The sequence below is a fragment of the Saccharibacillus qingshengii genome (assembly GCF_013185195.1).
In the GTDB taxonomy this organism is placed as follows: Bacteria; Bacillota; Bacilli; order Paenibacillales; family Paenibacillaceae; genus Saccharibacillus; species Saccharibacillus qingshengii.
In genome coordinates, this window is the sequence record NZ_JAAZWC010000002.1 from 296,906 (window position 1) to 310,299 (window position 13,394).

Below are 13,394 nucleotides of genomic sequence, written 5' to 3' on the forward strand. Positions count from 1 at the left end.
TTTCGTCTTCAATCGATTCTGTTTCTTCTTATAAAGCATACACGTTACCGATTCGAATGAATCACTTTGTAAAATCGGGTCGAATCCTGTTCACAAAGCAAGCATTTCCGGCGTACGGCAGAGATTGAATGCGCTGCGCTTCGCAATGAACACGCCCAATCATGAAAATGTGAAAAAAAGAACGAAAACGAATGAAAACAGTCTCAATCTGACATTGCTAATTATCGCCGAAATCCTTAAAGTAAAGCGGTAGCTTCGAAAGACACGCGAGAGTATGCGTCTTCCGGAATTTGATATTCACCCACGACATTAAACAAAAAGGAAGTTAACCGACCATGACAGGCAAAATCAAAAGATTTCTGATCGGCAGACCTATGAAATCGAACGAACTGGAAGGCGAAAAGCTCGGCAAGCTCAAAGCCCTGGCGATCCTCTCATCGGATGCCTTGTCGTCCGTTGCGTACGGAACGGAACAAATTCTGCTGGTCCTCATGCTGGCAGGGGCTGCCGCATTGTGGTATTCGCTGCCGATCGCCCTGGCCGTACTGGCGCTGCTTGCGATTCTGATCGTATCTTACCGCCAGACGATCTTTGCCTATCCCACCGGAGGCGGCGCCTACATCGTCGCAAAGGACAATATCGGCAAGTTCTCGAGTCTGATCGCCGGAGGCTCGCTGCTTGTCGATTACATCCTGACCGTGGCGGTCAGCTCCTCGGCGGGCACGGACGCCATCACGTCGGCTTTTCCGATTCTGCACGAAGACCGCGTACTGATCGCGCTGGCCATGATCGTGTTCCTGACGCTGATGAATCTGCGGGGCGTCACGGAATCCGCCTCGGTGCTTGCGATTCCGATCTATGCTTTCGTCGTTTCGATTTTCCTGCTGATCATTATCGGCACGGTCAATTATCTGACGGGCGGGGCACCGGCTGCCGCACCGCAGATGGAAGCGACGATCTCGAACGTCAGCTTGTTCCTGCTGCTCAAAGCGTTCAGTTCCGGCTGTTCGGCGCTGACCGGTGTCGAAGCCGTCTCGAATGCCATTCCGAACTTCCGGGACCCGGCTCCTAAAAATGCGGCGGCGACGCTTGTCATGATGGGATTGATCCTCGGCGCGATGTTCACCGGGATCACGCTGCTGGCCTACTGGTACGGAATTCGTCCCGACGAGAAAGCAACGGTCATCTCCCAGATCGCGGAAGCCACGTTCGGGCGGGGCTGGATGTATTTCGTGATTCAGGGCGTAACGGCGCTGATTCTGTTCCTGGCGGCCAATACGGCGTATTCGGCTTTTCCACTGCTGGCTTTTATGCTGGCCAAAGACAAATATCTGCCGCATATGTTCATGGTACGCGGCGACCGACTCGGCTTCTCGAACGGCATCATTTTCCTGAGTGTGATGTCGGCCGTTCTGGTTGTCGCTTTCAAAGGCAATACGGATAGTCTGATTCCTCTGTACGCGGTCGGCGTGTTTATTCCGTTCACGCTGTCGCAGCTGGGGATGATGATCCGCTGGATCAAGCACAAACCGAAAGGCTGGCAGGGAAAACTGATTGTGAACACGATCGGTATGCTGACGACGCTGTCGATTACGCTGATTTTCGTCTTCACGAAATTCTCGCAGGTCTGGGTGATTTTCATCTTCCTGCCGTTCGTCGTTTATCTGTTTGCCAAAATCTATCGCCATTATGAGAATACCGCCGACCAGCTGCGGATCGATCTGGCGGTGGACAAGCCGTGCGTCAAAGGCAATACGGTCATTATCCCGGTCTCCGGGATCACGCAGGTGGTACGCAACACGGTCAGCTACGCCAAAACGCTGTCCGACAGCGTCGTAGCCGTCTATATCGGATTCGACGACGAGTCGATCCGCAAGATGGAAGACAAGTGGGCCGAGTGGGATCCGGGAATCCGGCTGATCGTGCTCAAATCCCGATACCGCAGTATCATGCGCCCGCTGCGCAAGTTTATCGAGACGGTAGAGTGGAAAAAAGGCGAACACGACAATATTACGGTCCTGATTCCGCAGTTTATTACCAAACACTGGTGGGAAGCGGTCCTGCATAATCAGACCAGTCTCATGATGCGGGCTTATCTGCTCAATTACAAAGATGTGATCGTAACGACGGTTCCTTTCCATCTGCATAAATGAGCGAAGGAACCACTTTGGAACAGCCGGCTTCAAGCCGGACAACGGGTTCGAAAATTCATCGCGAAGGGCTGCCGATCTACATTCGGCGGTCCTTTTTTTGTAGACAAAAAAGAAGTTCGCCGGCTTGAAAAAGAACGTGCGTTCGTATATAATGAATATATCGAACAAACGTTCGGAATGGAGGGAACAAGAATGCCGGCCAAGTATATCGGAGAAGTAGTGGAGATCGTCTATATGGACAAAGACGGCAATCTCTCGCAGCGGAGAATCGAAGTGCACGGGATTCGCGGCGAGCTGGTATATTCGACCTGTCTGGCAAGCGGCGAACGGCGAACGTTCCGCAAAGACCGGATTCTGGCCTGCCGTCCGTCGCCGTTCCGTCGGCGGGAAATGCCCAAGAATACACGAAGAGCCGTTTATGCGGCCAGACCCTAAGGTTTGGGCTGTGGATTAGTCGGCAGTCGAAATCGTCCGGTTAGACGGACGATTCATACATAAGGAGCGAATCGGAGAATGAACAAGGGAATGAGAACGGACACGATAGCGATTCAGAAAGTCACCGTGATCCGTGCCTATAAGACGGCGTATCCGGAACCGATCGAACTTCAAAAAGGGGAATGTATCCTAACGGGAGAAGAAGACGAAGAAAACCCCGGCTGGATCCGCTGCCATCATCCGTACGGTCGCTCGGGCTGGGTGCCGGTTAATCGTCTGATCCGGGACGAGTCCGGGAAACGGGCGATCGTACTTGCCGCATACAGCGCGCACGAATTGAGCGTCGGGCCGGGGGAAAGTCTGACCGTGCTGGAAGCGGTGAACGGTTGGCTGAGATGCCGCCGGATGAACGGCGAAGAAGGATGGCTGCCGAACCGGCACGTGGAATGGGATGCGCTGCATTAAGAAGAAGTTTCCTTGGGGAAGCTTCTTTTTTTTGACATCAAAAAAAGGCCGTCCCTATGGACGGCCTCTCTACCCGCGGCGCTATTTGCTTGCTTGGCTTCCGTATCCCGCGCCACCGGACAATCTCTCGTTAGAGAGCTGCACCGGCTCGGGTAAGGGATACGTTCAGCATGCCATTATAGATGTGAACGCACCTCCTTTCTGTTGAGGTTATATTAGCACAGTGTAAACGCGCTGCCAACCCTTTTTTGTATAAATAATTCCAAATCTTTGTTCGACGCATTAATAAACAAAAAGGTGAAAAATTCACAAAAGAAAACGACGCGGCAGAACTCCTTCAAAGAAGACAAACGGGAAATTCTGAACCTTTCTATAAATTCCCGGGGGTTTTTGTCGATAAATAAATAGAGTTTGCAGCCTGTCGGGAACGGACATTTCGGCAGGCTCGTCTTTTGGAGAAACCAGTACAGACAGGAGAGAAAAAACAGCATGAAGAATTCGATTCAAATCAAACTGCTGAGCGGGTTTATGGGGGTTATTGTCCTGCTCGTCATCGTCAGCCTCGTTTCGCTGAGCAATCTCAACGGAATGGGCCAGCAGGCCAAGGAAGTCAACACAAAATGGATGCCGAGCGTCACGCTGCTCGGCACATTGAACGGCGATATTTCCGATATCGAACGTCTCGTCCTGAATCTGATCGTCGAAAACCGTTCAAACAATTTCGTCTCGATCTTGGGAGATTATACGGCCCTGCTGGAGAAGATTGATCTTGAGCGGACTCAGTATCAGGCCCTGATCCGCAGCGATGAAGAGCAGCAGCTGTACGATCAGTTCTCGACTGAATATGACGCGTTCGTCGCGGCACTGCCGTCGCTGATTCAGGCTGCGCAGAACAATCAGGTGGAGAATTCGCGCGAGATTCACCGTGAAGTCTACGGACGTTGGGAAACGGCCAATACCACTATCATGAAGCTGATCGAGCTGGATAATCAGCAGGCCAGCGGCAAAACGTCGGAAGCCGTCGACAAATCGGAAGCGGCTACCCTGGTTGTCGTCGTACTGGGTACCATCGCCATCATTCTCGCTGTGCTGGTTGCGCTGCTGCTCGGGCGGATGATCGCAACGCCTCTGAAACGCGTTCAAAAAGCGGCCGAGCGTATTGCGGCCGGCGATCTGACCGGCGAAGAGATTCAAGTTCGCGGACGCGACGAGATCGGCGCACTGGCTTCTTCCTTTAACGTCATGACGCTGAGTTTACGCGAATTGATCGAATCGGTAGCCGCATCTTCGGAGCTCGTGGCTGCATCTTCGGAAGAACTTACGGCAAGCGCCGAACAAAACAAACTCGCTTCGGAACAAATCGCGGCTACTGTCCAGGAAACGGCAGCCGGCACGATTCGCCAGGTGGATATTGCGGAAACGTCTTCGCAGGCCATGCAGGAAATGTCGATCGGGGCCGACCAGATTGCAATCCGGGCACAGACCGTATCTTCCTCGGCAGCCGAAGCCGCCCATAAATCGGAAAGCGGCAACGAAGCGATCCGTCAAGCCATCGGCCAAATGGATTCGATTCGCGACTCCGTTGCTTCCATGAGCAGCGTAGTCAAAGAGCTGGGTACCCGTTCGGAAGAAATCGGGATGATTACCAACGATATCACGGCCATTTCGTCGCAGACCAATCTGCTGGCGCTGAACGCCGCGATCGAAGCGGCGCGCGCGGGCGAAGCCGGTCGGGGATTCGCGGTGGTCGCGGACGAAGTACGCAAGCTGGCCGAACAGTCTTCGGAATCGGCGAAGCGGATTACCGAACTCGTCTCGCTGATCCAATCCGATACGAGCAGTGCGATCGAAGCGGCCGAAGCCAACGATCGGGAAGTTTATAAAGGGATCGAAATGGTGTCTGCGGCCGGCGATGCTTTTGAGAACATTCTGGAAGCCGTCGGCAAAGTTGCCGGCGATATCGAAGAGGTATCGGCGGGAGCGGAGCAAATGTCCGCCAGCACAACCGAGATTCTGCATTATGTCCAGCAGAGCTCGACGATCGCCGGAGAAGCTTCGTCGGGAATGACGGAAGTGTCGGCGGCGACGCAGCAGCAGCTGGCTTCGATGGAAGAAATCGCATCGTCTTCCTCGTCGCTGTCCGAGACGGCGGAGCAGCTGCATGCCAATGTCAGCCGCTTCAAGATCTGATTCTGCTCCACAGCTTGCAGCCGCGGCCGCGTTCCGACAGGGACGCGGCTTTTGTGCGTCGGAAAAGCCGTATCGATTCTCTTTTTGCTGTCCTTGCACTTGGGATTGACAGAGGAAAGAAGGGCATGCTATGATCTTTTGAGTCGGCAAACTTTCCTGAATTAAGCCGGGGTGGTGGAATGGCAGACACAGCAGACTTAAAATCTGCCGGGAGTAGTCCCGTACCGGTTCGAGTCCGGTTCTCGGCATCCGATGGAACCAAGCAGTGAATTTCTTCTCCAGAGAAGAGATTCGCTGCTTTTTTTTCGTTTGGATATGTATCGAACCTCCCCGGCTGTTCATCCGCAGCTTTTCAAATTCGATTGAAAACAGGCTTCTACTCCCCTATAATAAGCGATAAGTTAAAAAGGAAGCGCTTAATTGAAGAGATTCGGCCGAAGAGACTTCCGGACGCGATTTCTAAGCACTTGGGCAAACAGACGAACGGAGGCGGAACATGCACAACAAGGGGGAGACCGATACGAAACCGGGGGCAGAGGATCAGGTTGGAAGCCAGGGATTGAGAAACGGGAATGTAACAAAAATCGCACTGGTCCAAGCGCTCGACCTGGTGACGGATCGTCTGATGAACCTGCAGCGTCCCGATAATGAAAGCGAGCTTCAGGCTCTCGACGGCGAAGCGGAACGCAGAGGTTATTTTGCCCGGGACTTCGGGATGGACGAGTGGGACTGGCCGCAGGGAGTCGGGTTGTACGGTCTGGCGAAGATCGGCGGGTACTTCGAAGACGGGCGCTTCGGCGACTATGCCCGGCCCTGGATGCAAGCCCGGTTCGAGCAGGGGATGCCGAGCCGGAATATTAACACGACGGCACCTCTGCTGTCGCTGATGGACCTGGATGAGGCGGAAGCACTGAGTCTCGAATGGACGGAGTGGTTGATTAACGGACTGCCCCGAACGGAAGAAGGCGGCTACCAGCATGTGACAACCGGCCGTACATCGGGCGAACTGACACTGAACGAGAACGAGATCTGGATCGATACGCTGTTTATGGCTATTTTGTTCACCGCGAAGATGGGCGTCAAATACGATCGTGAAGATTGGCGGCAGACCTCGCTGCATCAACTTCTGCTGCATATCAAATATTTGTACGACCGCAAAACGGGGCTGTTCTTCCACGGTTGGCATTTTACCGGCAGACATAACTTCAGCGAAGCGTTCTGGTGCCGGGGCAACGGCTGGTTTACGCTCGGACTGCCCGAATATATCGATCTGATGCGCCCTTATCTGAGCGAAGGCGTGCTGCTGTACCTGACCCAGACTTTCCGTTCCCAAAGCGAAGCTCTGCTCGGTCTGCAGCATGAGAGCGGACTCTGGCATACCCTGCTGGACGAGCCGGTAAGCTATACCGAAACTTCGGGTTCCGCCGCGATCGCCGCGGGTATTCTGTTCGGCGTGCGCCGCGGACTTCTGCCGGAAGCATATGCGCAGCCCGCGATGCGAACCGTGGCTGCGGTACTCGAACGGATCGGCACGGACGGTAAGGTTGAAGGCGTCTCCGCCGGCACGCCGATCGGGCAGCTGCGCGAAGATTATGCGGCGATCGTGACAGCTCCCATGGCTTACGGACAAGCGCTTGCCATCGTGCTGCTTGGCGAGGCTTTGTACCGCGTATAAATCAACAAACCGGGCAGGGCTTTAACAGGATCTGCATGCCGTAAAGCGAGGAGGAAGTCACCCAATGTCCCGAACCTGGTACCGCCGGCTGCTGCTGTCCTATTTTCCGATTTTTTTGCTGACTGTCACGATTCTGATCTTCACTTCGTTTGTTTTCGTCAATGACATTTCCAGGCAGGAGACGCAAAAAGCGGACCGGGCTGCCTCCCGTTATCTGGTGGACGATGTGGATCGGGCCGTGCGCGAAGCCGAAATGTCGGTACTGGAGGAAGTGGAGTCCGAACCGGCCTACAAATCTTATTTCAACGGCTCCGAAGCCGGAGACAAGACGAATGCGTATACGATCGCCCGCAGCCTGCGGAATATGATCGACGCTTCGCCGTATATCGAATCGGTGTATCTGTACGACCGCAGGAATCAGTTTGTGCTGACCCAGAGCGGACTGACCGGGACGGAAGGGTTCGCCGACGCGGATTGGCTCAAGCGGATCGATTCGGACAAGCTTGCGGGAGGATGGCAGCCCCTGCGGGAATCTTCGTCCGATCTCTCCGTCCGAATGCCGGTACGGGTGCTCACGATCAACAAGAGTATGCCGCTCCCTTTCGGAACCGAAGGGACGCTCGTCATCAATGTGAAGATGAGCGCGATCGAACGGCTGGTCGATAACCGGGTCAACGAAAAGCTCTCTTTTCTCGATATTGCCGGACCGGGCGGAGAGCCGGTCTATCAGGCCCACTCCGAACCGCCGGGGGAAGGGAAGAAGCTGAACGAGCTGAAGCTTGACCGTCTGGGATGGACCTTTTCCAGCGGAATCAAAGCGGGAGGTCTGTTCGGATGGGTATCGGTCATCTCGTATCTGTGGGTGGCGATCGCCCTAGGCACCGTGCTGTGCGCGATCGTGTACCTGATCTATATCACCCGCCGCAATTACAAACCGGTCCAGGTCATTATGAACCGGATCGAAGCGCACCAGATCCGGACGATGGATCAGGGCGGGACCCAGACCGACGAGCTGAAGATGATCGACGGGGTACTCGAGAGCCTGATTCACCATACGCAGGATTACGAACAGAAGAGCCGGGAGAACGAACGGCTGCAGCGCAGCCGATTGTTCAGCGAACTGCTGCGAAGCGAGCGCGCCGAGCAGACGGTCGAACGCCTGCAGACGCTGTCGCCTTTTGAAGACGCTTCGGCTTCTTCCCGGTTTGCCGTCGTCGTGCACGAGATCGAGAAATACGAAAGCGTCTTTCAAGGCCGCTATACGCGGGGAGACCAGAACGCGCTCAAGTTCGCACTGATGAACGTTTTTCAGGAATTGGCAAGAGGATCGGGGCTGCAGGCCTGGGCCGAGTGGGTCGGCGGAGACCGGTTGGCGGTGATCTTCCTGGCCGAATCCGCAGACGGCGAGACGACCGAAGCGCTACGCCGACTGGCCGAGAGTTATCGAGCCTGGGTGGCGAGCCATCTGAGGCTGTCGCTCTGCTGCGGAATCGGCCCGGTGGTAGACGGTCCGGAACATATCCGCGTATCTTATGAAGCGGCCGAATCCGTTATGCGGCACAAACTGCTGCTCGGCGGGGATATCGTGCTGGCCGGCAACGAAGATTCGTCGCCGAGACTGCTGGAGACTTACAAGTATCTGCAGACGATTGCCGAGCTGGTCAAGCAGTTCCGGATGTCGAACGGACAGTGGAGAAGCCAATTGGAACTGCTGGTCGAAGAATTCGAACAAGACTTTGTCCAAGACGAAGATATCCGTTCGCTGATTCGGGCACTGCTGCAGATGCTGCGCCGCGAAGTGGCCGTGATGTCCGACTCGCTCCAGCAGGCGTTGTCCGAAGAACAGACCGCCGCATTCGAAAGCCGTCTGCTCGAAGCCGATACGCTGGATGAAGTCGGTGCCATGCTGTCGGATTATTTGACCGATCTGTTCCGCCTCTATATATCGGCCAGCGAAACCAAAAGCTACCGGGCGATGGTCAGCGAGATGAAGGCGTATATCGAAGAACATTTTGCCAATCCGGATCTGTCCCTGAAGCATTTGAGCGACCGGTTTCAGGTATCGGGCAAATATGCGAGCTACTTGTTCAAGACGGAATTCGGTATGAAGTTTGTGGACTTCCTGACCGAGCTTCGAATGAAGGAAGCCGAGAGGCTGCTGCTGGAATCCGAATGTCCGCTCCAGGATATTGCGCTCAAAGTCGGCTATGCCAACGCGATTACCTTCGGTCGGGTCTTCAAGCGTATTTCGGGAATCACGCCGGGCGACTATCGCCGGCAGAAACGAAGTTTGCCTCCGCTCGAGAATTGAAGTCAAGCCGCCGCACTCGCACCGGTTTTCCCGTTTCGGGAAAACCGGTTGGCGAATGCGGCTTTTTGCTGTGTATAAGCTTCCTTTTAGCAGGAAAGAGGCTCCAAACTCGCTGCACGAATTCTGGCAGTTGCACGAAAATAGTTTATAAACCGGGTTTTTTTATGTTTTGTAAGCGATTACTTGAGCCTTTTTCCTACGAAAACAGTCAGTTTGACGAAAAAAGACAGTCGGATAAACCGAAAGGTGATTTTGGGCTTCTTTTTCAAATCCGAAAGAGGTTTATTGCCAGTTCGAGCCGCAGTGTGGAATACTGAGGTCACTTCCGAAACAGGCTGCGGCCGCTTCTCCTTCTAAGTAAGGGAAGCGCGCAAGCCGGACTCAAGCCCAGCGCTTGCTTCTATAGTCGGAACATCAAAATTGTCTGAAATGCTGCAGGGGTCCGAAGATGATGCAGTACCGTCACACCACAGAAAAAGGAGATGGGAAAATGACAGGCAAAACGCGCAGAGGGGTCATTAAAAAAGCAATGGGAGCGGCAATCGCCACCGTAATGGGGGTCGGGCTGCTGTCAGGCTGCGGAGGCGGCGGAGAAACTTCTACCAAAGAAGAGGCGGCAGCAGGTGCGAACGGCGAACGCGTCACACTGAAAGTAGAAGTGTTCGACCGCGGCAACAGCCCGTCTCCGTACACGATCACGAACAACTGGTTGACGCAGTACGTCCAAAAAGAATTCGGCGACAAAAACAATATCGATGTCGAATTCGTACCGGTCCAGCGTTCGGAAGAAACGACTAAATTGAACGTACTGATGGCAAGTGCGAGCGACGTGCCGGATATCGTGTTCGTCTACGATTCCAGCGTCTTCTATCGGTACGCACAGCAGGGCGGCTTGACCGATGTGGGCGAACTGATCAAAGAACACGGCCCGAACCTGCAAAAATACCTGGGCGACGAGACATTGAAATTCGGCCAGCTGGAAGGCAAGCAGTTTGCGATTCCGGGTAAACGAGCGATCACGGCCCGTTACAACTCCTATATCCGCCAGGATTGGCTGGACAAGGTTGGCATGAAAGCTCCAACGACAACGGATGAGCTGTACGAAACTTTGAAAGCGTTTAAAGAAAAAGATCCGGCTGGACTCGGTGCCAAAAATATCCCGATGGGCATGGCGCTTGCACCGGCCCAATACGAAACGCTGATCTATTCCTTCATTAAGCCGATCGAAGGCGATCTGACTTACAGCTAACGTTACGAGCTGCCGCTGCATGAAGGCTTCAAAGACTCGATGCAGTTCCTGAACAAACTGTACAACGAAGGACTCATCAGTCCCGACTTCAGTCTCGACGAGGAAAAAGAACAGCTGTATAAAGATTTCCAAAACGGCAATATCGGCTACATGTCGGAAGACGTGGGGCAAATTCTGTACGCGGACGGCGGGCTCGACAACCTGACCAAAAACGTTCCGGACAGCAAAATCGCGGCACTTGATGCTTACACGAATCCCAACGCGGACGGCAAGCATATCAAATCGCGTTACGGTCCGAACGGGATGTATATCATGATTCCGAAAAGCAGCAAGCGTTCCGTCGAAGCGATCAAGTACCTGGATTGGATGACTTCCGACAATAACCTGCTCACCATGTCGACAGGCGTGGAAGGCGAGAACTACGATCTGGTTGACGGCATTCCGGTCATCAAGGAAGACGCGCCGCAGGAAACGAAAGACCGCGTCTACAACGGCGGCGATATGGCGATCATGGCCAACGGCAAAGTGATCGGCGATCAGGAAATGAACGAAAAAGCATGGATCGCCGGATTCCCGAAAAACAATCAGGAACTCATGAGACAATCGATCGATTTCGCGAACACCGACACCGTCGGCCCAATCGTCTTCGATCGTCCGATCGAAGCGGAATCGAAATACGGCACGGCGCTGAACGACAAGCTCAAAATCGTGATTGTGCAGTCCGCGATGGCGAAACCGGACCAATTCGAAGCCGTCTACGAACGCGAAATGAAAGACTACATGAACATCGGCGGTACCGCGCTCAAAGAAGAACTGGAACAGGCTCTGCAGGAAAAGAAATAAGCAGCAGTCGAACGAACAGACCGGGGCGAACGGCGTGAACGGCGTGCGGCTTAGCCCCGGTTTCATTTTGCAGACAGGATTCGGCGTTCGCCACAACGGGATGCCGAAGCCCGATCTGTCCGCGAGGAGGAGACCGACTTGACTTTAACCAAAGCGACCCATGCGAGTAAATCGGGAGATTTCGGCAAAAGAAAGGCTTACATCAAACGCTACTGGCAGCTTTATGCGCTTCTCTCGCTTCCGCTGATCTACTTTCTGATCTTCCGTTACGGTCCGATGTACGGCGTACAGATCGCCTTCAAAGACTTTAACTTGTTCCAGGGGATCAACGGAAGCGAATGGATCGGTCTGGAAGCGTTCCGCGAAGTCTTCGCCATGAACGATTTCTATATCACGCTGCGCAATACGTTTATGCTCAATTTTCTTGATCTGCTCGTCTCGTTCCCGGCACCGATCATTCTGGCGATCATGCTGTACGAGATCCGGAACGCCTGGTTCAAAAAAATCTCGCAGACCCTCCTGTATATCCCGCACTTTATCTCGTGGGTCATTATCGGCGGGATCGTGTATCAGCTGTTCGGCACCCAGTCGGGCATGGTGAACGCGATACTTCAGGGACTCGGCATGGATCCGCTTCCTTTCCTGACGGACAAAAATTCGTGGCTGATCACGTATCTGTTCACGGGTGTCTGGCAGAGCGCGGGTTGGGGCACGATTCTGTATCTGGCTGCGCTGACCGGCGTCAACAAGGAGCTGTTCGAAGCTGCGGACGTCGACGGGGCGTCGCGGATGAAGAAAATTTGGCATATCACCCTGCCAAGCATCAAACCGACGATCATTACGCTTCTGATCCTGAACCTTGGCAAAATGGTCAGTATCGGTTTCGACCGCCCGTACATCATCGGCAACACGGCCGTGCGCGAATATTCGGACGTGCTGAGTACGTTCGTCTACCGAATCGGTCTGGAATCAGGTCAATATACGCTGGCTACCGTCGTCGGTCTGTTCCAGGCCGTTGTGGGTCTCGTGTTCATCCTGGGTTCCAATTATATTTCGAAAAAGGTCACCGGAGACGGGATCATGTAATCTTGCCTGCGAAGTCGTTTACTTATGCAACGTCCGCTCTTTAAGCGGCAAAAACCACTTCCGAACCAGGGAAAGGAGAGTCTCCGAGATGAGTTCACGCACCTCCAACCGGATTTTCGATATCGTCAATATCACGTTCGTATCCCTGTTTGTCCTCTTCTGTCTGCTGCCTTTCGTGCATATGATCGCGGTATCGCTCAGCTCCAACCGGGCGATTACCTCGGGCGAGGTCACGCTGCTTCCTGTCGAATTGAACTGGGGCGCTTATACACAGGTCTTTTCCGACCATTCCATGCTGACGTCGCTCGGCTTTACGATTATGCTGACGCTCGCAACGACTCTGCTGTGTATGCTGTTCACGATCGCCGCGGCTTATCCCTTGACCAAAGGCAAGCTGAAAGGCCGCAAATTCTTCATGTATCTGATCGTCATTACGATGTTCTTCAGCGGCGGGATCATTCCCGAGTACCTGCTGATCCGGGATCTGCACATGCTGAATTCCGTCTGGGCACTCATTTTGCCGGGATTGGTCAGTCCGTTTAACCTTATTATCCTGATTACGTTCTTCAAAAATATCCCGCCGAGCCTGGAAGAGTCCGCGGAGATCGACGGCAGCTCGTATCTGCACACGCTGATGAAGATTGTGCTGCCCCTGTCGCTGCCGGTCATGGCAACGCTCGCTTTGTTCTATGCGGTCGGCCGCTGGAACGGATTCCAGGATGCGCTCATGTACATCACCGATCCGCAGATTTATCCGCTGCAGCTCAAGCTGTTCCAGATGGTACAAAACAACATGGTGACCGAACTGACGCAGATGGAAGGCGCGAACCGTACTGCGCTGACACCGGAAGCACTCAAAGCGGCTACCGTCGTCTTCGCTACCGTGCCGATTCTGTGCGTGTATCCGTGGCTGCAAAAGTACTTCGTCAGCGGCGTCATGCTCGGAGCGGTCAAAGGCTGATCCTGCGAATAAATGGGAATACGTAA

General features: G+C 54.1%; 8 protein-coding genes, 1 tRNA gene and 1 pseudogene. All 10 read left to right on the forward strand.

Annotation, left to right across the window (positions count from 1 at the left end; all coding sequences use genetic code 11):
* The first annotated feature begins 335 nt into the window (after nt 1-335).
* A complete protein-coding gene (locus HRQ60_RS03195; RefSeq protein ID WP_172194178.1) occupies nt 336-2,153 on the forward strand; it encodes an APC family permease in 1,818 nt (605 codons plus the stop codon).
* A gap of 192 nt (nt 2,154-2,345) precedes the next feature.
* Entirely contained in the window at nt 2,346-2,588 is a 243-nt protein-coding gene (locus HRQ60_RS03200; RefSeq protein WP_172193962.1) for a hypothetical protein, read from the forward strand.
* 78 nt (nt 2,589-2,666) lie between these two features.
* Nucleotides 2,667-3,053, forward strand: coding sequence for an SH3 domain-containing protein (locus HRQ60_RS03205; protein ID WP_172194179.1), 387 nt, complete (start codon nt 2,667-2,669; stop codon nt 3,051-3,053).
* 489 nt (nt 3,054-3,542) lie between these two features.
* Entirely contained in the window at nt 3,543-5,243 is a 1,701-nt protein-coding gene (locus HRQ60_RS03210; protein ID WP_172194180.1) for a methyl-accepting chemotaxis protein, read from the forward strand.
* 165 nt (nt 5,244-5,408) lie between these two features.
* Nucleotides 5,409-5,491, forward strand: a tRNA-Leu gene (locus HRQ60_RS03215).
* A 248-nt stretch (nt 5,492-5,739) separates the two neighbouring features.
* A complete protein-coding gene (locus HRQ60_RS03220) occupies nt 5,740-6,918 on the forward strand; it encodes a glycoside hydrolase family 88/105 protein (RefSeq protein WP_172194181.1) in 1,179 nt (392 codons plus the stop codon).
* A 64-nt stretch (nt 6,919-6,982) separates the two neighbouring features.
* Nucleotides 6,983-9,229 (forward strand): helix-turn-helix domain-containing protein, encoded by a 2,247-nt coding sequence (locus tag HRQ60_RS03225; protein WP_172194182.1) that lies wholly within the window; start codon nt 6,983-6,985, stop codon nt 9,227-9,229.
* A gap of 490 nt (nt 9,230-9,719) precedes the next feature.
* Nucleotides 9,720-11,321, forward strand: a pseudogene (locus HRQ60_RS03230) (extracellular solute-binding protein).
* A 138-nt stretch (nt 11,322-11,459) separates the two neighbouring features.
* Nucleotides 11,460-12,407, forward strand: coding sequence for an ABC transporter permease (locus HRQ60_RS03235; RefSeq protein ID WP_425501617.1), 948 nt, complete (start codon nt 11,460-11,462; stop codon nt 12,405-12,407).
* Between the two features lie 88 nt (nt 12,408-12,495).
* A complete protein-coding gene (locus HRQ60_RS03240; RefSeq protein WP_172194183.1) occupies nt 12,496-13,368 on the forward strand; it encodes a carbohydrate ABC transporter permease in 873 nt (290 codons plus the stop codon).
* Nucleotides 13,369-13,394 lie beyond the last annotated feature (26 nt).